Here is a 24696-nt window from a genome sequence, read left to right as displayed (position 1 = left end):
CCGAAATGGCCGAAATGGCCGAAATGGCCGAAATGGCCGAAATGGCCGAAATGGCCGAAATGGCCGAAATGGCCGAAATGGCCGAAATGGCCGAAATGGCCGAAATGGCCGAAATGGCCGAAATGGCCGAAATGGCTGCTCCTGATGTTTACCCTATCACCGTACCATCCTGCTGCTGTCCAAGATGAAAGTACAGGCTGGCTTATCATCCTCCGTTGACTGCGCCAGTTTCCCCCTGGTCTGGCAGGGGATCCCCGCAGAGATCGGCGTCACACATTTCTATACAAAGGAACTTCTGCCTGATGATGTTAAAACAGAAAGGCAAACTTAATATTAATCTCTGTTAATTATTTCAATATCCGCTATCGAGAGAAGGTTTGACAGCATAATTCACTAGCGGAAAATCTGCAGTGTAAAGTTTCTTCAGTGAGCGATTACTTTACTTTTTTAATACTCGCGTATCATTTTATTTTCCTTTTAAATCAACTGTATTCCATCGAGTTGATAAAAGTTCCCGCATTTTTTTACTTGCCTTAATGGCTATCGCCTCTATTTTTAATAAAGGACTTTCCTGGTGCAGGAGCGATCCTGCACGGGGTGAAGAAACCGTGTATCAGCTTCAAGCCTTCATCAACATCATCAGTTTTACTAATGTTATTGGCCCTGGGCGGGTAGGTATAAACCTGTTTGTCCCCCAACAGAGAGAAGCACGTTGTGACGATACTCAAACCCCTTTTAGCCAGAAACCGAAGCTGGGCGCTACAGCAGCGTCAGCGTAACCCTCATTACTTTCGCAAGCATGTTGCCGGCCAGCAGCCGCAGGCGTTATGGATTGGCTGCTCTGACAGCCGTGTACCCGCGGAAGTGCTGACCGGCGCTCACCCCGGCGAACTTTTCGTTCATCGTAATATCGCCAATATGGTTTTGGAGGATGACGATAGTCTGATGAGCGTATTGCAATACGCGTTGGACTATCTACACGTTTCCGCCATCGTGCTGTGCGGCCATTACGGCTGCGGCGGCGTGCAGGCGGCGGTGAATCTGCCGAATATGCCGTTGTCGCAGGAAGACAGCGCGCTGGCGCGTCGGCTGGTGCATTTACGACGCTCGCTGGCCAACGAACTGCAGCATTATCAGCAGGCAGAGGACGATGAGACGGCGCGGTTGAATCGTCTGATTGAAGCCCATGTGGTCACGCAAGTTGGCCATCTGATCGCCAGCCAACCGGTACGACAGGCGTGGGAACAGGGCAAGACGTTGGACGTTTTCGGTTGTGTTTATGATTTGCAAGACGGTCATTTGAAGGAATTGGTTCATCAGGACAGTATGGAGGCGCGCCATGAACTTAAGCACTCTGCGTAATGACATTCCCGCCGGGGTGGTGGTCTTTCTGGTGGCGCTGCCGCTGAGTCTGGGCATTGCGCAGGCCAGTGGGCTGCCACCGTTTGTTGGCCTGCTGACCGGGGTGATTGGCGGTATTGTGGTGACGATGCTCAGCCCGTCGCGCTATGCGGTCAGCGGCCCGGCTGCCGGCCTGGTCACCATTGTGGTCGGCGCGATGGAAACCCTCGGCTCGTTTTCCTTGCTGTTGGTGGCGTTGATCATGGCCGGCGCGTTACAGCTGATTTTTGGTCTGTTGCGTGCCGGGCGCTGGATTTCGCTGGTGCCGGGAACGGTGATCCAGGGCATGCTGGCGGCAATCGGTATTTTGCTGATTATGCAGCAAGTGCCGGTGGCTCTGGGCTATCAGGGAGAAGAAAGCCTGAGCGCGATACTGTCGGCAGGCACGGATCTCTTGTCGCCAGCATCGGCATTGGTGGCGTTGGTCGCCTTGTTTATCATGTGGCTGTGGACCACGGCGCCGATTAAGCGTATCAAAATGATGAGCTATGTGCCCGGCCCGCTGGTGGCTGTTCTGTGGGGCAGTCTGGCGGTCATTTTTGGCGATCGCCTGTTGCCGGAAGGCATGGGCAGCATGCCGCGCATTGCATTGCCCCAGTTTGACAGCGTCGATGAGCTGGGCGCGCAGTTGAGCCGCCCTGATTGGCAAGGCGCATGGCGTAATCCGTCGGTATATCTGATTGCCGTGACCCTGGCGTTGGTGGCAAGCCTGGAAACGCTGCTCAGTCAGGAAGCGCTGAAGAAATTGAAATCGCAAACGCCGGTTCCATCGCCGGACAAAGAAATGCGTGCGCAGGGCGTGGGTAATATGTTGAGCGGTTTTCTTGGTGGTTTACCGATTACTGCGGTTATTGTACGCAGCTCGGTGAACGTCAACGCCGGCGCGCGCAGTAAGGTGTCGATTCTGCTGCATGGTGTGCTGCTGCTGCTGTGTGGGCTGTTCTTCAGCGATCTGTTGAACACCATTCCATTGGCCAGCCTGGCGGCGGTACTGTTGTATACCGGCTATAAGCTGGCTTCACCGGCACTTTTCGTTACCCAGTGGCGAATGGGATTACCGCAGTTCGTACCGTTTATCGTTACCGTCGGCGGTATTATCGTATTTGGCATGCTGGCGGGGATCGCGGTGGGGCTGATGGCGCAGCTGCTGTGCAGCACCTATAAGAGTCACCACAATGCGTTGCAACTGACGCGTTATGACGACCATTACGTGGTGCGTTTTCACCAGAACCTGACTTTCCTGCATAATCCACGTTTACAGCTGTTGTTGGCGCAGATCCCGGACAACTGCGTAGTGATTGCCGAGCATGACAATGCCGAATACATCGATCCGGACGTTCGCGCCATGCTGGCTGACTTCGGCGCCAGTGCGGCGACCCGGGGGATTACCTTAAACCGCTGGCCGGTCCAGATATAGCCAATAGCCCCCATACGCGCAGGCGGATGGGGGCTATTTGACAGTATCGGGTTGGCCAGAAATTTGCGCGTTACGCTTAGAACAGATAACGCACGCCCAGGGTAAATTCGTTGGATACCAGATGGGCCTTCATTTGTTCATCTTTCAGGCCACGGGCATTAGCGAATCTGTTGTAGCCACTTTCTATTTTCCCCATATCGACGTAACGGTAGCCTAAGTCAACGCTGAGTCGTTCGATGGGCGCATAGCTGACGCCGCCGCCGATAGAGTAGGTAAAGTTGTTTTGGCTGGTCGAGTCATATTCGCGGGAAGGGACTCCCTGCCAACCACCAGCCTTGATTTTGCTGATCCCAACCCCGGCGGTGGCGAAAACAGAAAAGCCATAACCTAACGCATAGTCGCGGTAGACGTTCAACATCAGGCGTTCGACGTGAGTCTGCAGGTGGTTGTAGCTACTGGCAAAGGTGCTGGATCCGCTGGTGTATTCCGTTTTTTGCTTGAAGGTGTATTCCCCTTCGGTTCGCCAGCCATTGCCATACTGGTAGCCCAGCGCAATGGCCGCGCCGCCCAGATGTTCTTTCTCTTTGCCGCCGACGAACTGCCCCACGCCCGGACGACTACTGGTGTCCTGGTCTTTGGCGCGTTGTTCAACCTGCAGGTATTTCGCTGAACCGTAATAGCCTTCCGCACTCTCGTTGGCCAGTGTGGCGCCTGAGGTCAGCATCAGTGGCAAAATGACAAACATGGGTTTGATGGTCATGGATTCCCTCCCGGAAAATGCTGTGTGACCGCTATCAACCGGCGCTGAGTTCGGCCTGACTGCCTTTCAGCGCGTCAAGCGCACATTTTTGATCCAGATGACCGCCAGGTGCGCCGCCAATGCCAATGGCGCCAATGGTCTGTTCGCCAACTTTTACCGGCACGCCGCCGGCCAGCAGCAGGAAGCCGGGAATGTCGCGCAGATTTGCCGCGCCGGCATTGGCCTGGGCGCTTTTCATCACGTCGTCGGTGGCGTTTTTAGTGGTCAGGGCGGTGAAGGCCTTCATGCGGCTGGCTTCAACCGTGTGTGGGCCGGCGTTATCCATGCGTTTGATTACCAGCGGGGTGCCGGCGCGATCGACAACGGTAACCGCCACGTTGTAGCGGTCGGCGCTGCAGGATTGTATGGCACGCTGGGCCAATTTATCGGCCAGTTCGAGTGACAGGTTTTTTTCATTGAGAATGCCGGCTGCCGCACTGCTAAAGGAAATGACGCTGCCGAGGGCGATCGTGCTTAAAATAATGTGTTTCATCGTAGTTTGCTCCATGGTTTACACCGTTGATGACGGAATAATAAAAGGCGGGGAGCAAGCAGACTATTGATGTGAATACCTAACTATCTAGGTATTTTTACCTAGCATCGATGCGCAAGGGCAGTGGGCGCGGGTGATTAATCATTTTTGAGCAGCGTTATCTCGCCATAGGTATTTAACAGTTTCGGCAGGGAATTAACCTCGAGTTTGGCAAAAATATTGGCGCGGTGCGCTTCAACGGTGCGTGGCGACAGAGAGAACTGACGGGCAATCTCCTTGTTCGAATATCCTTTCATGATGATTTCAAAAATAGCATTTTCGCGAGCGGTGAGTGTGGCGAGCCTGGCTTGCAGCAGCAGTCGTTTTTTCTGTTGTTCATGGCCGGTTTTCTGCTGTTCCATGGCGGCGCCGATCGCTTCGAACAACAGATCGGCGTCAATCGGTTTGGTGAGAAATTCAAACGCGCCATTCTTGAAGGCGCGACGGCATAGATCGATATTCGCATGGCCGGTCATGATGATCACCGGGATGGTTAATCCCTGCTGCCGCCATTCATCCAGCAGCGTCAGCCCGGTTTTGCCCGGCATGCGGATATCCAGCAGCATGCAGCCGGCCAGCGCGGATAGGTCATCGGCCGCTTGCTGAAACAGCTGGGCGCTGCCGTAAGCGTCGGTTTGCCAGCCGACGGTAGCCAGCAGCAGGCTTAATGAGCTGCGAATGGCCTGATCGTCATCGATGAGATAAATGCGTTGTTCCATTATTCCACCTGGGTTGTCAGCGGAAACCACAGCGTGAAACGGGCACCCTGTCCCGCCACGTTTGCGACCTCGATTTTGCCGTTGAGCCGCTGTACCAGCGTATCCGCCAACGCCATGCCCAGGCCAATGCCATGGGCGCGGGTGGTGAAGAACGGCATAAAGACCTGCTGTAGTGCCTGTGGCGTCAGCCCTGGCCCACCGTCTGCCAGGGTCAACGTCATGCCGACGTCATCGCTGGTGGCATGCAGGGTGATCCAGGCGCTACCGGGCGCGTTCTCGCACTGTGCCTGGATCGCGTTACTGACAATGTTATGCAGGATCTGCTCTATCCATAACGGTGGGGCAAACAGCGGTGGTAAATTATCAGGGATATGACTGCTCACTCGCACTTTCTGGCTGTGAAGTTCATTGTCCAGTAGGGTGATGATTCGTGACCACAGCGAACGCAAGTCAACCGGCTGGTAGTCTGTCTGCTCACTGTCCAGCCTTTGACGAAACTGACGCAGCAAGGTATCGATACGTTTGATTTGCACCACGGCGGCATCCAGCAATGCCGGTACCTGCGAGCCTTGATCCTGTTTCATCAGGCGGATTGCGGTTTGGTTATAGCTGAGGATCGCCGTCAGCGGCTGATTCAACTCATGCACAATGCCAGCCGCCAGCTCTCCCATGGTATTCAGCCGGGTCAGTTCGGAATAGTGCGCGCGCAGGTCGGCAATATCGCGCCGGCGCTTGTTTATTTGATATTGGCTCATCAGGTAAAGCAGCAGGGCCCAGCAGGGAGCGGGAGCCAGAATGGTTAGCCAAGGGAGTACGGCCCAGTGCGGATCGTCGCCGACCGCCAGTACAAACGGCTGTGACGGGCTGGAGATGGTCTTGTCCCAGCGCCAATAGTGCGAACCCGCTTCACCCTGTTCAAACAGGGGCTCGTTATTCCAGCGTAGGGTGAGGTGTTTGAACGGCTTGGTTTCCGGCAAGGTATTGAGCAGTGTTTTTAGATCGATCAGTAACGACAGTTGAGCGAAGTTGAGCCAGTAGCGCCCCCGTCCTTCCAACACGATCGGCCGACGCGGTTCGAGGTTGGTGTGTTGCCGCCAGCGAACGATTTGCGGCAGGATTTTCTGTACCTCCTGCGCGTCCTGATTTTCCGGCAATAGCGGGATAATCGCGTCATGCTGGGACAGCTTGACGGTGATCTCACGGTAAAGAATGCGGAAATCGGCGCTTTTCTCTTCATACTGCTGCTGGAGAAAATAGGTGGCCAGTCCAGCGCTGGAAATCAGCGTGAGCAATAGCCAACTGACGATCTTAACCATGCTTCATCCATTTGGTTGCCTGACGGCAGCTTGACGTTGAGCGCATCGCCGGGCAACACCGCCAGCAATACGCGGGTATCCATCATGCACAGATATCATGTTGTTGTCATCTCTACGACTTTTTAACCGCCATATTGTGCAGTTGAACACTGTACCAACCCATGTCCGGTTACTGATGACGCAGAGTGTTCAACCGGGTGCAGCGATAATCAGCGTCGCCAGGGTGCGCACCGCTGCCAGCGTCGCCTCGGCGTCAAAATCCCCCAGCCCCAGAATCAGTCCCGGCCGGCTCCGCCCGAGGGTAAAGGTCGAGGAAACCGGCCTGACTGCGACACCTGCCGCCAACGCGCTGGCGGCCAACTGGCGATCGTCAATGTGCCTCGCCAGCCACAGCACCAGGTGCATGCCCTGGTCACTCGGCTGTAACCAGCCCAACGAGGCGGGAATATGATGCTCAAGCAGCGTGACCAACTGGGCGCGCCGTTCCGCGTAGACGCTGCGAATCCGGCGAATATGGCGCTCCAGATGCCCTTCCTGAATAAATGCCGCAAGCACATGCTGATCGGCGCTGGGAGGATGGCGATCCATCAGGATGCGAGCGCCGCAAAACGCGCGTTCCAAGCCGGGGGGCACGATGGCATATCCCAGACGCAACGAGGGAAACAGAATTTTGCTGAAGGTGCCGAGATAAATGACGCGGGACGGATCCAGCCCCTGCAGTGAGGGGAACGGATGGCCGGCGTAGCGCAGCTCGCTGTCGTAGTCATCTTCAACAATCCAGGCATGTTCGCTTTTTGCCCAGGCCAGCAGGGCATTGCGGCGGGCCATGCTCATCGGCATCCCTAGTGGGTATTGATGCGACGGTGTGACAAACGCCGCGCGGGCATTGGCTGCCTGCGCGATGCCGACGTCGACCTGGATCCCTTCGGCATCGACCGGCACGCGGACCATCGTGGCCGCGTTGGCGGCATTTTCCAGGATCGCCGTGATGCCGCGATAGGCGGGATCCTCCACCCACACCCGATCGCCGTTTTCCAGCAAAAGCTGACAGCACAGGTAAAGGGCCTGCTGAATGCCGCTGGTGATAATCACCTGCTGTGGTTCACAGCGTACCGAGCGCGATCGCCTGACGTATTCGGCTATCGCTTCTCGCAATACCTGCGCACCGCGTGGATCGTCATAGCCTGATGGCGATCCGGGGCCGCGAGCGCGGATCCGATTGCCCAGTTTGCGCCAGCTCTCATCCGGCAGTGCCAACCCTTGCGGTACGGAAACCGCGAAAGGCACGGCAGGCAACGGCAAGAACTGGTCATAGAGTTTGGCAAACGCGGCAGCTCGGGCAGTGGGAGCGAGCGTCTGCCCAGCGTCGGTAACAACCTGCTGGGGAGCGGTTGTGGTCTGATGCGTCAGTGACGAAGAAACGCAGGTCCCCGACGCCGGTTTGGTTTCCAGCACCCCCTCGGCCTGCAATTGTTCAAAAGCGTCGATGACAGTACCTCTGGCGATGCCCAACGATCTGGCCAGCGAACGTGATGACGGCAGCAGCTCTCCCGGTTGCAAATCTCCACGTTGTACCGCATTCCGCAAGGTCTGAGTCAGCTGACGGACCAGGTTGCCCTGCGTTCTGTCCAACAGTCCAATCGACGGAATATCCATCACTTTTGCTTTTCTCGCCATAATTCTGGTCCATTAAAACAAGCGCAAACTGGACCTTCATAATACACCGCATTGGACGAAAAATAGCACTACCGATGATTAATGCGGCTGGAGACGTGATGAATAACCGTAGTTTGGAAACGACAGTATTGAAAAGCTGGCGATGTGCGCTGTGTGGCTTGGAGTATCACGAAAATGACGGCTGGCCGACAGATGGCATCGCCCCCGGCACGCGCTGGGCAGAGGTGCCGGAGGCATGGGTATGCCCCGATTGCGGGGCCGGCAAGGCAGAATTTGCCATGGTTGAAATTTAATTTTCCTTTAGGAGGATCGGCAATGTATTTACCCGAGCATTTTGCAGAAACCCGCGTTGCGCTGTTGCATCAATTAATTGAACAAAACCCATTGGGTATTTTAATTACCAACAGCGATAACAGTCTCGATGCCAATCATATTCCTTTTGAATTAAACGCCGCAGACGGTGAATTTGGCGTGCTGCATTGCCATATCGCCCGCAAAAATCCGTTGTGGCAGGCGTTGAGTAATGGCCAGGAAGTGCTGGTGGTATTCCGGGCTGACGATGCCTACATTTCCCCGCAATGGCTTCCCAGCAAGCATGAGACCCATAAACAGGTGCCCAGTTGGAATTACCGGGTGGTCCATGCGGTCGGGCGGGTGACGCTTCATGATGACTTGCGTTATGTGCGCGGGCTGGTGGCACGCCTGACCCGCAAGCACGAAGCCTTTCAGGCCGAGCCCTGGAAAATGGCCGATGGGCCAAAAGACTACATTGACGCGATGCTGACGGCGATCGTCGGCATAGAAATTGAAATAACCCAACTGGTGGGGAAATTCAAACTGAGCCAGAACAAGGAAATCCGGGATATTGACGGGGCTGGCAGCGCATTGAAAGCGCGGGGCGAGCATCCGATCGGGGACGCGATGCTGGCGGTGGCGGCAGATAAAAAGAAATCGGCGTAAGGCTGAGGCGAACGCCACGCCACGCCGCGCCAGGCAAGCTAGGCTATGGCGCTAGCCGGTTTCATGCCGAATCGACGCCGGCATGGATCCCCCAGCCAATTTATCGGTCACAACCCCCAATCCTCGTTGGAATTGTAACGTTCTGCCGCTCTCCGACGACGATTATTGATTAGCCAGACTTATAAACATTATAAGTATTCATAAACTAGTCGCCGGGGCCTGGCTGAGCGATGATTAAGCACATCAATAACGACAGCGAGAACCTCGCCTAGCCAGCACGCAAATCGACAGCCAGCCCGATGAGGCTCAGGCGGCGTTGCCCCCGCGCTAGGGGATTTAGCACTACATGCGCTTCGGGCAACGGGGTGTATTCCCGCGTCTATACTCACTCAAGTGATGTGGTCTTCCGGGGCGATGCAGCCTCTTGCCACCCTCGGCGGAAAATTTACCGCCCGCATTAACGCGTTTGACAAAAAAGCTCGCGGCTTCCTGCCTGCTGCCCGTTGCGACCGCAGGTGGGTCGAGCTTTGCACTATGCCTATCACGGCAACATTGGGCTGGATTCTCGTCATCGGTAGGGGAGAACTGCCACCCGTCGATTGCACGGCCAACGGGCAATAAATTCTCATTAATAAGTAAAACCGACCGCCTCAGGCAGGGGACAGTAATGAAACTTCAGATTAATGAAACGAGTTATGAGGTAGATGCCGAGGCGGATACGCCGCTGTTGTGGGTGATCCGCGACGATCTTGGCCTCACCGGCACAAAATACGGTTGTGGGCTGGCGCAGTGCGGTGCCTGTACCGTGTTGGTTGATGGCGTCGCGGTACGTTCCTGCGTAACGCCAATTGAGGGCGTAGCGGGTCGTGCTATTACCACTATCGAGGCGATAGAGACCGACGAGGTGGGCAAACGGCTGGTTCAGGCCTGGATCAGTCACCAGGTTCCCCAGTGCGGCTACTGCCAATCCGGGCAGGTGATGGCGGCGGCCGCGTTGCTTAAACAGACCCCGCACCCTTCGGATGAGCAAATTGCGGCAGCGATGATCAACCTGTGCCGCTGCGGTACTTATAACGCCATCAACGCAGCGGTGCATGAGGCAGCAACTGCGGTAACGACACCAGACAGCGCCGTTGGCAAGGGGGCGGAACAGACATGGACGCCGACGCATAGCGGCGCGGCTGTCGCGACCAGTGCGCTGGCGTTGGCGGGGAATGATGTGTTCCACCGACAACCACAGTCCGTGCGCGCGAACGATGAGGAGAGCGGGGTATGACAAAAGTGAGCGATAGCCATGACCGCGAGGCCTTCCCGACGGGCGAGCCGGTGAATATTTCCAGACGCCGTTTTCTGTTGGGCGCGGCGGGGACCATGGCCGGCGCGCTGGTGCTCGGTTTTGGGCTGCCGGTGCGCCAAGTTCGCGCTCAAACGCCGGGCAACCATGCTGCGCCGGGCACTCGCGTTCCGGCATTTTTGGAAATTCGCCCTGACAATACCATTCGTTTACAAAGTCCCTTTATTGAGGGGGGCCAGGGGATCTTTACCGGAATGGCGCAAATCGTGGGTGAAGAGCTCGACGCCGAACCGATGAGCTTTATTGTTGAAAACGCCCCGCCAGACGCCGAGTACACGGTCATGGAAAACGGCCTGCGTATTACCGGTGGCAGCATGTCGGTACGTATGAGCTATTCGACCATGCGTCGACTGGGCGCCCTGGCGCGCCATATGTTGCTGCAAGCGGCAGCCAGCCAGCTCGGCGTGCCGCTGGATACCCTGACGACCGAACCTGGGAGGGTCATTCATCAGGCTTCCGGCCGGTCTCTGCGCTATGGGCAACTCGCGCCGCGGGCAATGGAACTGCCGGTGCCAGATGCTGCCAGCGTGACGCTCAAGGAGCCGAGCCAGTTCCGCTGGATAGGGAAACCGGTACCACGTCTGGACGGTTACGATAAATCGACCGGCAAGGCAATTTACACCATTGATGTTCAGGTTGAGGGCATGTTGCACGCGGCGGTGCAGCATGCGCCACGACTTGGTCTGACCGTTGGCAGCATTCGCAACGAACAGCAGGTCACCAGCATGAAGGGGGTACATTCGGTACATCGTCTGGAAGGGGCGGTGGCGGTGGTGGCGCAACGATGGTGGACAGCTAAACGTGCGGCCGAATCCTTACAGGTAGACTGGAACGATCCGGGAGCCGAAACCTCGGTGCGCTATATGCCGGCCGATTTTTCTAGCGCGGCCTTTAATGACCGTCTGGCGAATGAGACCGGCGCGGGCCAGGACGCGGAGACCGAAGGGGATATACATCAAGCGCTGACCAATGCGCATCAGGTGGTCAGTGCAACTTACCGCAGCCAGTACCTCAATCACGCCCAGTTGGAACCGCCTTCTACACTGGCGCGCTTCAATCCCGATGGCTCATTGGATCTGTGGCTGCCTAATCAGGCGCCGGGAATGTTCCAGGCTGACGTCGCAAAAATAACCGGGCTTGGTCTGGAACAGATCCATATCCACTCGCCATTGCTCGGCGGCTTCTTTGGCCGTCACTTTCTGTACCCCACGGCTACGCCGTACCCGCAGGCCATTCAGTTGGCTAAAGCGGTCGGAAAGCCGGTAAAACTGATCTGGAGTCGTGAAGAAGAGTTTCTGCGTGATGTACTGCGTCCAATGGCGGCGGTTCGGTTTCGTGGCGGCCTTGATGAGCAGGGTTTGCCTGTCGCACTGGAAGCGATCAGTGCCACCGAAGGCCCCACCGAAGGGGTGGCCAACAAACAGGGGGACGCCCTGGATCCCACGGCGCTTGAAGGCTTGTCTGGCAAGGCTTATGCGATACCGAATAAACGCGTGGCCCAGTTGTATGTGAAAAACCCGGTGATGCTGGGTTACTGGCGTTCGGTTGGTAACTCAATGAACGACTTTTTATATGAGACGTTTCTTGATGAGCTGGCGGATAAAGGGGGGCAGGATCCTTTTGCACTGAGGATGCATCTGCTGAAGGGAAACTCGCGCCTGAGCAACCTGTTGCAGGCCGTTGAGGCGCTATCTGGCGGTTGGAAAAGAGGCCCCTTCACGGCAGAAGATGGATCTCGTCGTGCTCGAGGTATCGCGATGGCCTCGCCATTTGGCACCGAAGTTGCGGTGATTGCCGAAGTCTCTATTGAGCATGGTCAGGTCAAGGTCCATGACATCTGGCAGGCAATCGATCCCGGTAGCATCGTCAATCCGGCACTGGTGGAAGCACAGGTAAACGGTGCCGTCGCATTGGGGCTTTCGCAGGTACTGCTTGAAGAGGCGGTTTATAAAAACGGTATGCCGGTGGGGCGAAATTACGACCTGTATCCGATCCTGCCAGCTCATCGCATGGCTCGCGTGCATGTGCGTATTATCGAGAGCGGGGCAAAGATGGGCGGCATTGGCGAGCCGCCCTTGCCGGCGGTTCCCCCGGCGGTGGCGAATGCCGTTTCCCGCTTGACGGGGCAGCGTATTCGCAGCATGCCACTCTCGAATTACCATTTCGATAGCGAGAAAACGTTATGAGGGAGAGCGACAAATGAGGCGATCCAGATTGAAAAAGGCCCTGCTCATGCTATTGCTCATCGGTGTGGTCGCGGCGCTGGCTATAGCGTGGTTTGTCACACGCACGCCGGCATCCCCCTTTGACGAGGCAACCGCCATATCGACGCCGACGGCTGAGTTGATCCAGCGTGGTGAGTATGTCGCTCGACTCAGCGATTGTGTGGCATGTCATAGCACACCGGACAGTAAGCCGTTTGCCGGCGGCCTTGAAATGGCGACCCCGATGGGGGCAATCTTTGCCACCAACATTACGCCTGACAAGCAAACCGGCATCGGCAGCTACCGTCTGGCGGACTTTGACCGGGCATTACGACAGGGCGTTGCCGCCGATGGCCACCGGCTCTATCCCGCGATGCCATATCCTTCTTATGCCAAGCTCAGCGACGAAGACGTACAGGCGCTGTATGCCTTCTTCCTGCATGGCGTTTCTCCGGTCAGTGAGCAGAACAGACCCAGCGAGATCCCCTGGCCGTTAAATATGCGCTGGCCGTTGGCATTGTGGAATGCCCTGTTCACCGAATCGGAGCCTTACCAGGCGAAAAACCTTACCAATACCGGCGAAGAGGAAGCATTGTGGAATCGCGGCGCCTATATCGTTCAAGGTGCCGGTCACTGTGGCAGTTGTCACACGCCGCGCAGTGTCGCGATGAATGAGAAAGCGCTGACCGAACGCAGTCCGCTCTACCTTTCCGGGGCGCTATTGGATGGCTGGTATGCGCCAAGTCTGCGCGGCGATCACAATACCGGACTCGGCCGCTGGAGCGAGGAGGAGATCGTGCAACTGCTTAAAACCGGTCGCAACAAGCATGCCGTGGTATTCGGTTCGATGACCGAGGCTTTCAACAATTCGACGCAGTTTATGACGGACTATGACCTCAAGGCGGTCGCGCACTACCTCAAATCGCTGCCGGGTGATGCAGAGCGTGACGGTGAGCCTTGGCAGTATGATGCCAGCGCTCACAACAGGCTGTCGCCAGCGCAGAGGTTGAAGGTGCCGGGGGCGCAAACCTTCGCGGCGAAATGCAGTGCCTGCCATGGCCAGGATGGGCGTGGTCAGGGACAATGGATCCCGCCGCTTGCCGGCTCGGCTTCTTCGCTCGCCAAGGAAAATGCGTCCTCTATCAACATTACGCTGAACGGTTCGATGCGGATTGTTGCCAATGGGGTACCTGATGCCTATCGCATGCCGCCGTTCCGCAATCAGCTCTCAGATCGGGAGATTGCCGAGGTATTGTCGTTTGTCAGGACGTCGTGGGGTAACCACGGTGGCGCGGTGCAGGAAGCCGAGGTCAAGCAACTGCGTGAACGTACGGATCCGGCCAGCAGCAACGTTATCATTCTGCAGATGCGTTGACGATAATTGTGGAGAGGTTACTTTTGCATCCATGCAAAGCGCGTCGATTGCCTGGTGAGAGCCTCTGAATTACTGGGCGAGTTCGAACCTTGCCGTGCAGGATTTTTGTTGGCTGGGAACGGCGCCGGGTTCGTCAAACTGACCGAGTTTTTACCAGCCCGGAGGCGTAACCATGATCTTGATAAAACAGCGCCAGATTTCCCCACGGGGCATAAAATGTAATGTCGCCTTTCCGTGCGGCGGTGCCGGCTGGGGAGTCCGAGACGGTCAGGCGAGAGGGCAGAACGCTGATTTTTTCCGTTGCGGCATAGTCCTGCAAGGTCAGCGTGAGCGGCAGCAAGGCGACAAAATCTTTACTGGCCTGGCTGTGATTAAGCGTGGCCGTACGGGCATAGCCATCAATGATAATATTCAATTTCATCGGCGTATCCTGATGGTGGGTGGTGTTCGACATACTTTGCTCTGGCTAACGCCCGAGCGACGCCTGACCGGCCAGGCAGAACATTCCGCTATTTACCCCCGATCAAGGCCAGAATAATACGTGCTCAGTTTTAACAGAGCGCGTTTTATTTTTTAATAGCCATCAGCTGAATATAGTGATGAGTAGAATTTATAAATAATCGCGGCTGCATTGAAGATGGTTATGACTCTTTTTTGCCGTTGGCTGGGTTCAGTAAGCAACCAGTAAGAAAAACCTCCTGATGATGGACGCATTCATCATCCTGGAGGACCGCCATGAATGCTCTTTATCGCCCGTTGTTCGGCAGCCGTACCCCTATCCCACCTCACGCTACGGCCACGGCTTGTTCCCTATTGTTATGTTGGTCTTTTTCCACTTTGGCGCAACCGGCCACCGTCGAGCAGGAAAGCGTCTGGGGATTGGGCGTTGGCGTCGTCAGTAGTCAAAAAGCCTATAAATCTATCGATCGTGACACCAGCGTGATGCCATTACTCCACGTGGATAACCGCTATTTCCATTTCTTCGGCACCGGCCTGGAGCTCAAACTGCCCGGCTTGGCGTTGAGTGAAACTCAGCGGCTTAATTTCGGTCTAATTGGACGCTATGACGGGGCAGGGTATCACGCAGATGATTCACCGGTGCTTGACGGAATGGCAGAGCGCAAAGGGGGGCTATGGGGCGGCGTGCGGATCGAATGGCAGACCGCGTTGGTGAACCTGCATGCCGACTGGACGCATGACGTTTCGGGGAATAGCAAAGGGCAGCAGATTGCCCTGGCGGCTGACAGATCCTGGCGCATCGGCGACAGCGTTACCCTCACTCCACGTTTCGGCCTAACCTGGCACGATGATAAATACACTGATTATTATTACGGCATACGTGCGGAGGAAGCGCGCGCCGGGCGCCCTGCTTATCAGGGCGAGGCGGGGATTGACGTTGAAATCGGCATGCGAGCGATTTACGCGTTTAACCCGCACCATGCCGTTATGTTCGACGTCCAGGCGACGCGTCTGTCGACAGAGATTGGCGATAGCCCGATAACGGAGCGAACCACTGAAAACCGCTTTTTCCTGGGATATGCCTACTACTTCTAATGAGCAGAATATTGTTAGTCGAAGATCATCAGCAACTTGCGAAGTTGATCGGCAAGGGGTTGGCCGCTGCGGGGATTGCCACCGACCAGGTAGAACGTAGCGAACAGGCGTGGAGCGCAACCCGGCAAATAGCCTACCAGGGATTGATTATTGATCGTGGATTACCCGACGGTGATGGATTGTCGCTGCTGCGGCGCCTGCGTCAGGCCAGTTCACCGGTTCCCTGTCTGATTCTTACCGCCAGAGATGCCTTGCACGATCGCGTTGAAGGGTTGGAAGCGGGGGCGGATGACTACCTGCCGAAGCCTTTTGCGATGGCGGAGCTGGTGGCGCGCGTGCGGGCGCTGCTGCGTCGCCCGGCGACCCGTCAGCCGCTTCAGCCCGGCTACCAGGATGTGGTGTTGTCGCTGGAAGCCGGCGCGATGCAATGCGGTGATAAAAGTATTACGCTGGCGCCAGCCGAGATGCAAATCATGTCGGCTCTGATCCACCGTCAGGGTGAGGTGCTGCGCCGCAGCGCTATGGAAGCGGCGGGATGGGGATTAAGCGTAGCCATTACTCCCAATGCGCTGGATGTGGCGTTACATCGTTTACGGCGCAAGCTCACTGCCGTCGGCTCTAGCCTACAGATCGTCAATGTCAGGGGGCATGGCTATGCGCTTAGAAAAAACGCTGTGGATCAATAGCCTATCGCTGAGGATTTTGCTGACCCTGGTCGGCGGTATTCTGCTGAGCATCGGTTTTCTGCTGCTGTTTGGCGCAATCGTCAAAGACCGTTTGCCGGGAATGAACCTGTCGGAACGTACCCTGCATCTGGCACAAAAGCTGGAGTACGACGGCAGCGGCAACCCGGTCGGTTTTAGCGGCGATGCGGAGCACCCACACTGGTTGTACGATAGCCTGAGCGAGGAAACCGCGTTTCGAGTCATGGATGCTCGCGGCAAGGTGGTGCTGATGTCGCCCGGCGTCAGAAACTGGCCGCATCTGGCATCGATCGCCGAACTGCAGCGGCGTCGCTTTGAGTTTACAACGCATGGTGTCTTCTACGATGGTGCGACAGAACCCTTTGAACATCATGGTAAAACCTGGTTTATGCAATTGACGGTCAGTTCCCGCATCGTCAGTTTTCTGCACCAGGAATTTGCCCTGCCTTTTATCCGTCTCGGTATCATGGTGTTCAGCGTGGTGCTGCTTTTTGTTTTTACGCTTTGTGCCTATGTGAGCCTGAAGTATGCCCTCAGGCCCTTGCGTCAGGCCTCGCGTGCCGCGGCGGCGATCACCCCGCAATCACTCAGTGACCGCGTGCCAACCCAATGCGTGGCCGCTGAAATCGTTCCGCTGATCGGCAGTTTTAATCACGCGCTGGAGCGGCTTGAAAACGGCTATCGGGTGCAGCAGGATTTCCTGGCCAAAGCGGCGCATGAATTAAAAACCCCCCTGACTTTGATTCGGGCCGAAGTTGAAACCATGGAAGGCGATTTGGTTCCTCGAGAGCCGTTACTGATGCATGTGGCACACCTCGCGCGGCATGTGCAACAGATCCTGTTGCTGGCCGAGGCCAGCGAGCCGCTCAGCTACCGTTTTCAACCGGTTGATGCCTGCGAAGTTGCGCGTAATGTGCTGTTCTTTTTACAAAAAATTGCCGACGATGCCAATGTAAAGCTGATCGCCAGCGATATGCATGAAAAAATCATATGGCAAGCCGATCGCGGCGCGCTGTTTACCTTGCTGAAAAATCTGATCGAAAACGCCATACAACACGCACCTGCCGCTACGGAGATCGCGATCGACATCAACGCCGACAGCATCAGCGTGCGCGACTGGGGGCCTGGCGTAGAGCCAGAACAGCTGTCGGTGATGTTTTCACGCTTTTGGCGAGGCGAGCACCGGCGGGATGTGGGAGCCGGGCTGGGGCTGGCGATTTGCCGGGAAATCGCGCTGGCGCATGAATGGTCGCTGTCGGCGCGCAACAGCCACCCTGGCCTGATGGTGACGGTAATCAGGTAATGAGCGTATTAAGTGGTAGAGGGGGAAGGGGCTTTCGGCGTTAAACTCGCGTAATCTATCATGCGCTACAGCCGTACCTGGCGGACATAGAACGCGCCGTTGAATCAGATATTCAGTTTATTGATAAACTATGGCGTTATCAATTGAAGTGCCCCGAGTCCAGTTATAATTAACCATGGCCAATTGTAGCTCTCCTGACACATCGCCAAAACGTCGCGATCGATTGTTGCGGAAAAACGTCCTCATTATCTCGGGCAAAAACGCTGCATTATAACGTAACAAGGTACTGTGCCAGAACGGCGCGGGTAACGGGGTGCTGGAATGACGTGCAAGCAGCTCGTCCCGCCATGGTGAGTCTAAAACCTTTTCACATAATGTCCGACGCATGACCACGTTGGAATCATCAGGTATTCCTGCTAGCAATAACTGACTGGGCAAGGCGATGAGTCTTAGCTCTCGGAGGTGAAGGTTTTTTGCATCATAATCATGCCAAATATCCAATAACCGTCTAGCCTTGCCGGGTAACCTTTGGTTTTCTGTGTACAGTGGTAAAGTCAGGGGTAAAAAGGTGAAGTGAAATCCCGCCCTTGGCAAGAGGTCGGCGAGTGGATCATTTTTCAGTTGTTCTTCGATATCGTTAAAAAGCTGTGCGATCGGTCCGGTGAGCGGCGGTTTTATGCCGCTGGTAACAGCAAGTTTGATGTAGTCGTAATACCCTGGCTTGACGTCTCCAATATGCGGATGATTGCGCCACTCTTTCATGGTTTGCTGATTGGTATTGTAATAAATATGCGCCAGGTCATTACTCTTCATGTCCATTTCCCCGATTAAAAAGCTTTTAAGCGTCGGTTATGCTGTCGATTGTGTAAACCCGACGGACGATTAAATCACTTTAACGGATAAAAAAGGGCAGATAAATCGCAACCAGCTACTGTACCAAGTCCATTTTCCGCAGGAAAAAGTTAATTTGTGCATTGTTATGCTCAATGCGGGCACAATGGAGCCGTTAATGACCGATAGATTCATGACGGGCAAGAGACGAGGCGGTGAATGACGTTCTGGTCCGGATTGCCAACGTGGTTATGTTTGACTCAGGGCCGCCGGATTTTTCTAAACCTGCTGGTGGGGAAATATTATTCCTGAGGGTGAGGCCGTCAGGCCGAATAATCGAACGTAGTTCGATGGAGAGTCCATACCCCAGAAAGCAAAAAACCCGCCATAGGCGGGTTCTTCTAAATAGGGTGCCCGGACTCGGACAACCGTCGCTGGCGACGGGTTGAACAACGCTTGGCGTTGGCCCGCAGGGTGAGGCCGCCAGGCCGAATAATCGAACGTAGTTCGATGGAGAGTCCATACCCCAGAAAGCAAAAAACCCGCCATAGGCGGGTTCTTCTAAATATGGTGCCCGGACTCGGAATCGAACCAAGGACACGGGGATTTTCAATCCCCTGCTCTACCGACTGAGCTATCCGGGCAACGCGCCGCATTAAACCCTAAAGGCCCGATGGCGTCAATCGCTTTATGTCATAAACGCCAAAAAACCGGCGCGCTCGCTGACTTTTCAAACAAACTGCCTGAAGTTTGTCCTTGGCGTGATAAATCAGGCTCATGCCGGCGTCAGTGGGGGCACAATTCTAGCTTAACGCACCGTGTTTACGGCATTGTGCTACCTGCAGAATATCCTCTGCCAGCCGTTTGGCAACCGATACATCCTGAAGCTGCCGTTTGATCAGCAGTTTGCTCAAACACCCTTCCTGCACCAGCTCCATTTGCTGAGCCACCATGTCGGCGTCATCCGCATCCATTTCGCGTAGCAGGTCGCGGGTCAGCTCGAGGGAGGTCATCTTTTGCTGCTCCGCCAACTGGTGGATCGGATGGTCGTCTTCGGGGAACACGCTGCAGGCGGCGATAAACAGGCAGCCGGGATAACGATCGTTTTTCACGTACTCGGCCAGCACGTCGTAGCGCGCCAGCAGTTTTTGCTGCGGGCTAAGGGATTCGTCCAGTAATAGCTGGCGGCGCCAGGCATCGATCTGCTGCCCGTGATGACGCAGACAGTCGTACAGCAGGGCTTCGCGATCCGCCCAGAACGGCTTGAAATCGCTGGGCTGCATGCCGAGTTTTTCCGCCAGCATTTCCAGCGTGGTGGTCGCCAGACCCTTTTGTTCCAATAGTCCCAGCGCCGTATCAAGAACAAGTTCGCGTTGCACGTGTAACCCCTCCAAACTCTTGTTATGAACCTCAGTGTCGTTTATGGCACTGTTTTCTGCAAATGCGCATCAAAGGTCTGCGCGTCCATGAAGCCGGTAACGCGGGCGGCCGGCAGCTCTTGCCCTTGAGCATCAAAGAACAGGATAGTCGGTAACCCCAGCACCTTGAGCTGCTTGAGCAGCGCAGCCTGTTCGCTGCTGTTGGCGGTCACGTCAGCCTGCAACAGGACGGTATTGGCCAGACGGGCCTGTACTGCGCGGTCGCTGAAGGTATATTTTTCGAACTCTTTGCAGGCGACGCACCAGTCGGCGTACAGATCCAGCATCACCGGCTTGCCCTGCGCCTGCTGCAGCGCCTGTTCGAGCTGCGCCACGTTATCGACCCGGGTAAAATTGAGGTGCGGCTGCGCTGCCTGCTGTGTGGCATTGGAGCCGAAAGCCCAGTCTTGCAACGGCCGGGCGACGATCACCGCGGCGGCCAGCAGCAGCAATTGTGCCAGACGCGCCCAGCGACGCGTGGCGGTTAGGCTGAGTGCAAAGGCCCAGCCAAAGAACGCCAGACCCAGCAGGCTCCATAGTCGCAGACCCCAGACGTCGCCAATCACCCGCTCAAGCAGGAATACCGGCAGCGCCAGAATGACGAAGCCGAACGCTTCTTTCACGTATTGCATCCACGGCCCGCTGCGCGGCAGCAGTCGGTTGCCGAACAGGGTGACCAGCACCAGCGGGATGCCCATGCCCAAGGCATACAGATACAGCGTACCGCCACCGGCCCACAGGTTGCCGCTCTGCGCGATATACAACAGGATGGCGCTGAGCGGTGCGGTAGTGCATGGCGAGCAGATCAGCCCGGCCAGCGCGCCCATGGCGAACACCCCGGCCAGCGAGCCGCCGCGCTGGGTGTTGCTCCACGTGGCCAGCCGGGTTTGCAGTGATGACGGCAATTGCAGCGAGTAGAGGCCGAACATCGACAACGCCAGCGCAATAAACAGCAGCGACAGGCCAATCAGTACGTAAGGGTGTTGCAGCGCCGCCTGGAATTGCAGCCCGGCGGCGGCCACCACCAGCCCAAGCAGGGTATAGGTCAGCGCCATACCTTGCACATACACCACCGCCAGCAACAGGATGCGGCCGCTGCTGTGCGGGCGTTCACGGCCAAGAATAATGCCGGAAATCAATGGATACATCGGCAATACGCACGGGGTAAAGGCGATACCGATGCCAATCAACAGCGCCCACAGCGGTGAGAACGGCAGTTCGGCCGGTGGCGCCGATACCGTCGGGGGCGGCTGCGGCGCAGCAGCCGGCGTTGGGCTCGGCGTTGCGGCGGCGATCACGGCATTCAGCGGGACCACGCGGGTTTCCGGCGGATAGCAAAAACCGGCTTCGGCACAGCCCTGATAGGTGACGCTGAGGCTGGCGTTGTCACCGGCCTGCTGTAGCGTCAGCGGCAACGTCAATTGCTGCTGGTAAATCTCTACCTCGCCGAAGAACTCATCTTTATGGCTCAAGCCGCTGGGTAGCGTAACGGCTCCCAATTGGGCCTGCTGCGGCACCAGCTTGATTTGCTGGCGATACAGATAATAACCGGGGCGTATTTGCCAGCTTAGCGTCAGTTGGTGGTCTTTTTGCTGAAAATCGAAGGCAAATGCCCGATCGACGGGCACAAACTGGCTACCGCCGTTGCCGCCAAACAGTGAGGCTTGTGCGCTTAGCGGCAGTAACCACAGGCCGCAAAGCAGGAAAATCAGTTTAACGATGCGTTGATCCATGACAGGTAGTCTTTATCTCCAGTCATCACCGGCAGCACCAACAACTCGGGCGTTTGATACGGGTGATGTTGTTTCAGGTGGCTGAGCAGGGCGTGCTGATGCTGTTTATCGCTTTTGAACAGCATTTGCACTTCGTATTCCTGTTCCAGTTTCCCTTCCCAGTAATAGAGCGATGAGGCGCCGGGCAGCAACGTGACGCAGGCCGCCAGTTTTTCGCCCAATACGCGCGCCGCCAGTTCTTGCGCTGTGGCTTCATCCGGTGCGGTACAGAGTATGACGACGGCATTGCAATCAGACATGTTTACTCCTCTCAACCGTTAGGGGCAGGCAGGCACTATACCTTGAAGGCCGTTGGGCCAGAAGGCGAGTTTATCACGACCGGAGAAAAGCAGGAGGAAATCGGGGCTGCGTGGCAACCCCGATGGTGGTGTTACAAGATGACGCTGCCCAGCAGGAAGCCGAACAGCACGGCGAAGACGACGCCGATGGTACCCGGAATAAAGAACGGATGGTTAAACACGAAGCGGCCGATGCGGGTGGTGCCGGTATCGTCCATCTGCACCGCAGCCACCAGCGTCGGGTAGGTAGGCAAAATAAACAGGCCGGATACCGCAGCGAAGGAGGCAATGGCAGTCAGTGGGCTGACGTTCAGCGCCAGCGCCATTGGCATCAGCGCCTTGGCGGTTGCCGCCTGCGAATAGAGCAACGCCGAACAGAAGAAGAAAATCACCGCCAGCAGCCACGGGTGCGCCTGAATGACGTTGCCCGCGGTTTCCTTGATCCAGCCGATGTTGGCCTGAACAAAGGTATCGCCCAGCCAGGCTACGCCAAGAATACAGATACAGGCGCTCATGCCGGCCTTGAAGGTGCTGGAATTCAACACCAGATCGGTATCGACGCGGCACAGTAGCGTGGTCAGGGTAGCTACGCTCAACATGATGATCAGGATGGCGTTGGTGGTGTTCATCAACGGCGTAGCCACCAGCCCCAGGCCAGGGCTGTTGATAATGGCGTAGGCCACTACGCACAGTACGCCCAGCAGGAACAGCATCACCGACATTTTGGCGCGTGGCTTGATGGTGACCACGTTATTGCCGCGCAGTGTGACCAGGCCTTCCTCGAATCGCTTCAGGTAAACCGGGTCGTTAGACAGTTTTGAGTCGAAGATCCAGCTGACCAGCAGCGACATCAGCAACACCGCACAGAAGGTCGACGGGATCACCACCATCAGCATATGCAAGTAGCTGACGCCGTGGCCTTCCATTACCGACGACATATACACGACCGCAGCGGAAATCGGTGAGGCGGTAATGGCTATCTGGGCGGACACCACGGCGGTCGACAGCGGCCGACACGGTTTGATGCCCTGCTCTTTGGCCACTTCGGCGATCACCGGCAGCGCGGAGAGCGAAATATTGCCGGTGCCGGCAAAAATGGTCAGGAAATAGGTGACAACGGGCGCCAGAATAGTGATGTGTTTTGGGTTCTTACGCAGCAATTTTTCAGTTTGCTGTACCAGGTAATCCATGCCGCCCGCGACCTGCATTGCGGAGATGGCAGCGATAACCGCCATGATGATTGAAATAACGTCAAAGGGAATATTGCCCGGCTTAACGCCGATCATTGCCAAGACTAAAACCCCAAGGCCCCCTGCAAAGCCAATGCCGATACCGCCCAATCTGGCCCCCAAAAAAATGGCCAGTAGAACGATAATCAATTCCACCGCTAACATAGTGTGTTACTCCTCAATAGAAAACATTATGAAAATGAAACGTTAAAATTTTGTGGGCGCCAGAAAGTAAAAAGGCACGCTATCCAGAGGATTTAGCGTGCCTTTCGGGCTAACGGATGTCGTTGTTATTGTTCGTTTTCATCAGTGTAGCGTTTCGCTTTATAGGCCGGGTGCATCAGGTTCTCAACCGAGAAAATGTCATCCAGTTCGGCTTCGGTCAACAGGCCGCGCTCCAACACTACTTCACGTACGCTCTTACCGGTTTCCGCGCAGATCTTGCCGACGATGTCACCGTTGTGGTGGCCAATGAACGGGTTCAGATAGGTCACGATACCGATAGAGTTGAAGACGTAGTGCTCGCACACTTCTTTGTTGGCAGTAATGCCGTTGATGCATTTTTCCAGCAGGTTGTAGCATGCGTTGGTCAGGATGTGAATTGACTCGAACATCGCCTGGCCAATCACCGGCTCCATCACGTTCAACTGCAACTGACCTGCTTCGGCGGCCATAGTAACGCAAGTGTCGTTGCCAATCACCTTAAAGCATACCTGGTTCACCACTTCCGGGATCACCGGGTTTACCTTGGCCGGCATGATCGATGAGCCCGCCTGCAGTTCTGGCAGGTTGATTTCATTGAGGCCAGCGCGTGGGCCGGAAGACAGCAAGCGCAGGTCATTACAGATTTTGGACAGTTTCACCGCCAGGCGTTTCAACGCACTGTGCACCATGACATAGGCACCGCAGTCGGAGGTGGCTTCGATCAGGTCTTCCGCCGGTACCACCGGCAGGTTGCTGACTTCCGCCAGTTTCTGTACCGCCAATTGCTGGTAGCCTTCTGGCGTATTCAGCGCGGTGCCGATGGCGGTCGCGCCCAGGTTCACTTCCAGCAGCAGCTCCGAGGTGCGTTGCAGGCTGCGGATTTCTTCGCTCAGCAGCACGCTGAAGGCGTGGAATTCCTGGCCGAGGGTCATCGGTACCGCATCCTGTAACTGGGTGCGTCCCATTTTCAGGATGGTTTCAAATTCTTTGGCTTTGCGGTCGAAGCCTTCGCGCAGCTGGTTGATGGCGTCATTCAGTTTGATGATCGACGCGTACACTGCGATGCGGAAACCGGTTGGGTAGGCGTCGTTGGTGGACTGGCTCTTGTTGAGGTGATCGTTCGGGTTCAGGTACTGATATTCCCCTTTTTGATGTCCCATCAGCTCCAGGCCGATATTCGCCAGCACTTCGTTGGTGTTCATGTTCAAAGAGGTGCCTGCACCGCCCTGGAACACATCCACCGGGAATTGATCCATGCACTTGCCTTTATCCAGCACTTCATCGCAAGCCTGGATGATTGTATCGGCGATTTTACGCGGAATGGTTTTGAGCTCTTTGTTAGCCAGCGCAGCGGCTTTCTTCACCATAACCATGCCACGGACAAACTCAGGAACGTCACTTATCTTGCTGTTACTAATATAAAAGTTTTCAATCGCACGCAGAGTATGAACACCGTAATAGGCTTCTGCGGGTACTTCACGTGTTCCTAGCAGGTCTTCTTCGATACGAATGTTGTTTGACATGAGAACCTTCTCTATGTTGCTGCCGAATTAATTATTTGCTTGTTAACTAATTTATGTCGCCGTGAGCTTCAACTGCCGAAGTATTGACCGTGGCAATTGTTGCAG

At 56.0% G+C, this 24696-nt stretch carries 23 protein-coding genes, 1 tRNA gene and 1 pseudogene; 11 read left to right on the top strand and 14 right to left on the bottom strand.

All coding sequences use genetic code 11. The features are described from left to right. The 3 genes from AC2AXP_RS20100 to AC2AXP_RS20090 form a co-directional block, all read left to right on the top strand. Window positions 1-188: hypothetical protein (locus AC2AXP_RS20100; RefSeq protein ID WP_484381897.1), on the top strand; the 188-nt coding region annotated here is incomplete at its 5' end. Window positions 189-714: 526 nt separating this feature from the next. After that, entirely contained in the window at window positions 715-1362 is a 648-nt protein-coding gene (locus AC2AXP_RS20095; protein ID WP_039991307.1) for a carbonic anhydrase, read from the top strand. Continuing rightward, window positions 1340-2818: a SulP family inorganic anion transporter gene (locus tag AC2AXP_RS20090; RefSeq protein WP_004956103.1), complete on the top strand. Its 1479-nt coding sequence runs from the start codon at window positions 1340-1342 to the stop codon at window positions 2816-2818. Before AC2AXP_RS20095 ends, AC2AXP_RS20090 begins: the two co-directional genes overlap by 23 nt. Window positions 2819-2894: 76 nt before the next feature. Here the strand turns inward: AC2AXP_RS20090 and AC2AXP_RS20085 are convergent, their stop codons facing one another. From AC2AXP_RS20085 to pdxR, 6 genes are all read right to left on the bottom strand, one after another. After that, window positions 2895-3578, bottom strand: a complete 684-nt coding sequence (locus AC2AXP_RS20085) for an outer membrane protein (protein WP_484381896.1) — start codon at window positions 3576-3578, stop codon at window positions 2895-2897. A 34-nt stretch (window positions 3579-3612) separates the two neighbouring features. Next, a complete protein-coding gene (locus AC2AXP_RS20080; protein WP_039991306.1) occupies window positions 3613-4110 on the bottom strand; it encodes a GlcG/HbpS family heme-binding protein in 498 nt (165 codons plus the stop codon). A 137-nt stretch (window positions 4111-4247) separates the two neighbouring features. Further along, window positions 4248-4868 (bottom strand): response regulator transcription factor, encoded by a 621-nt coding sequence (locus AC2AXP_RS20075; RefSeq protein WP_004956095.1) that lies wholly within the window; start codon window positions 4866-4868, stop codon window positions 4248-4250. Then, window positions 4868-6184 (bottom strand): sensor histidine kinase, encoded by a 1317-nt coding sequence (locus tag AC2AXP_RS20070; protein ID WP_004956092.1) that lies wholly within the window; start codon window positions 6182-6184, stop codon window positions 4868-4870. Before AC2AXP_RS20070 ends, AC2AXP_RS20075 begins: the two co-directional genes overlap by 1 nt. After that, the gene (locus AC2AXP_RS20065; protein ID WP_273872471.1) at window positions 6148-6270 is read right to left on the bottom strand and encodes a hypothetical protein; all 123 of its coding nucleotides are present in this window, start codon (window positions 6268-6270) and stop codon (window positions 6148-6150) included. Before AC2AXP_RS20065 ends, AC2AXP_RS20070 begins: the two co-directional genes overlap by 37 nt. A 103-nt stretch (window positions 6271-6373) precedes the next feature. Next, the gene (pdxR, locus tag AC2AXP_RS20060; protein WP_371902364.1) at window positions 6374-7861 is read right to left on the bottom strand and encodes a MocR-like pyridoxine biosynthesis transcription factor PdxR; all 1488 of its coding nucleotides are present in this window, start codon (window positions 7859-7861) and stop codon (window positions 6374-6376) included. 98 nt (window positions 7862-7959) lie between these two features. Between pdxR and AC2AXP_RS20055 the strand changes: the two genes are divergently transcribed. The 5 genes and pseudogenes from AC2AXP_RS20055 (at window position 7960) to AC2AXP_RS20035 (ending at window position 13754) form a co-directional block, all read left to right on the top strand. Next, on the top strand, window positions 7960-8154 hold the full coding sequence (locus AC2AXP_RS20055) for a rubredoxin (protein WP_197718874.1): 195 nt from the start codon (window positions 7960-7962) through the stop codon (window positions 8152-8154). Between the two features lie 22 nt (window positions 8155-8176). Continuing rightward, window positions 8177-8821: an FMN-binding negative transcriptional regulator gene (locus tag AC2AXP_RS20050; protein WP_004956086.1), complete on the top strand. Its 645-nt coding sequence runs from the start codon at window positions 8177-8179 to the stop codon at window positions 8819-8821. 667 nt (window positions 8822-9488) lie between these two features. After that, window positions 9489-9935 (top strand): annotated as a pseudogene (locus AC2AXP_RS20045) ((2Fe-2S)-binding protein); the annotation flags it as partial. A 158-nt stretch (window positions 9936-10093) separates the two neighbouring features. Then, window positions 10094-12361 (top strand): xanthine dehydrogenase family protein molybdopterin-binding subunit, encoded by a 2268-nt coding sequence (locus tag AC2AXP_RS20040; protein ID WP_430299329.1) that lies wholly within the window; start codon window positions 10094-10096, stop codon window positions 12359-12361. Between the two features lie 46 nt (window positions 12362-12407). After that, entirely contained in the window at window positions 12408-13754 is a 1347-nt protein-coding gene (locus AC2AXP_RS20035) for a c-type cytochrome (protein WP_227745714.1), read from the top strand. 133 nt (window positions 13755-13887) lie between these two features. Here the strand turns inward: AC2AXP_RS20035 and AC2AXP_RS20030 are convergent, their stop codons facing one another. Further along, complete coding sequence (locus AC2AXP_RS20030; RefSeq protein ID WP_449145805.1) at window positions 13888-14175, bottom strand: cyclophilin-like fold protein; 288 nt, start codon at window positions 14173-14175, stop codon at window positions 13888-13890. Between the two features lie 314 nt (window positions 14176-14489). Between AC2AXP_RS20030 and AC2AXP_RS20025 the strand changes: the two genes are divergently transcribed. The 3 genes from AC2AXP_RS20025 to AC2AXP_RS20015 are packed head-to-tail and all read left to right on the top strand — an operon-like array spanning window position 14490 to window position 17315. Further along, window positions 14490-15308 (top strand): MipA/OmpV family protein, encoded by an 819-nt coding sequence (locus tag AC2AXP_RS20025; protein WP_233092430.1) that lies wholly within the window; start codon window positions 14490-14492, stop codon window positions 15306-15308. 11 nt (window positions 15309-15319) lie between these two features. Continuing rightward, window positions 15320-15994 (top strand): response regulator transcription factor, encoded by a 675-nt coding sequence (locus AC2AXP_RS20020; RefSeq protein ID WP_233092429.1) that lies wholly within the window; start codon window positions 15320-15322, stop codon window positions 15992-15994. Further along, window positions 15963-17315 carry an ATP-binding protein gene (locus AC2AXP_RS20015; protein ID WP_484381895.1) on the top strand — a complete coding sequence of 451 codons (1353 nt, stop codon included), beginning with the start codon at window positions 15963-15965 and terminating at the stop codon, window positions 17313-17315. Before AC2AXP_RS20020 ends, AC2AXP_RS20015 begins: the two co-directional genes overlap by 32 nt. Window positions 17316-17432: 117 nt before the next feature. On the opposite strand, the gene AC2AXP_RS20010 is transcribed toward AC2AXP_RS20015, so the two are convergent. From AC2AXP_RS20010 to aspA, 7 genes are all read right to left on the bottom strand, one after another. After that, on the bottom strand, window positions 17433-18128 hold the full coding sequence (locus tag AC2AXP_RS20010) for a hypothetical protein (RefSeq protein ID WP_039991302.1): 696 nt from the start codon (window positions 18126-18128) through the stop codon (window positions 17433-17435). 586 nt (window positions 18129-18714) lie between these two features. Then, window positions 18715-18790: transfer RNA gene (locus tag AC2AXP_RS20005), tRNA-Phe, on the bottom strand. A 159-nt stretch (window positions 18791-18949) separates the two neighbouring features. Next, on the bottom strand, window positions 18950-19525 hold the full coding sequence (dicD, locus tag AC2AXP_RS20000; protein WP_039991301.1) for a division control transcriptional repressor DicD: 576 nt from the start codon (window positions 19523-19525) through the stop codon (window positions 18950-18952). Window positions 19526-19566: 41 nt separating this feature from the next. Further along, on the bottom strand, window positions 19567-21297 hold the full coding sequence (locus tag AC2AXP_RS19995) for a protein-disulfide reductase DsbD (protein ID WP_484381894.1): 1731 nt from the start codon (window positions 21295-21297) through the stop codon (window positions 19567-19569). Next, the gene (gene cutA / locus AC2AXP_RS19990; RefSeq protein ID WP_484381893.1) at window positions 21273-21596 is read right to left on the bottom strand and encodes a divalent cation tolerance protein CutA; all 324 of its coding nucleotides are present in this window, start codon (window positions 21594-21596) and stop codon (window positions 21273-21275) included. The genes AC2AXP_RS19995 and cutA overlap by 25 nt, the downstream gene beginning before the upstream one ends. Before the next feature lie 131 nt (window positions 21597-21727). Then, on the bottom strand, window positions 21728-23029 hold the full coding sequence (locus AC2AXP_RS19985) for an anaerobic C4-dicarboxylate transporter (RefSeq protein WP_004956057.1): 1302 nt from the start codon (window positions 23027-23029) through the stop codon (window positions 21728-21730). Between the two features lie 125 nt (window positions 23030-23154). After that, window positions 23155-24591, bottom strand: coding sequence for an aspartate ammonia-lyase (gene aspA, locus AC2AXP_RS19980; protein ID WP_004956055.1), 1437 nt, complete (start codon window positions 24589-24591; stop codon window positions 23155-23157). Between the last annotated feature and the right edge of the window lie 105 nt (window positions 24592-24696).

It is taken from the genome of Serratia sp. Sp408, from assembly GCF_057180665.1.
This window is presented reverse-complemented; position numbering and strand designations above follow the sequence as displayed.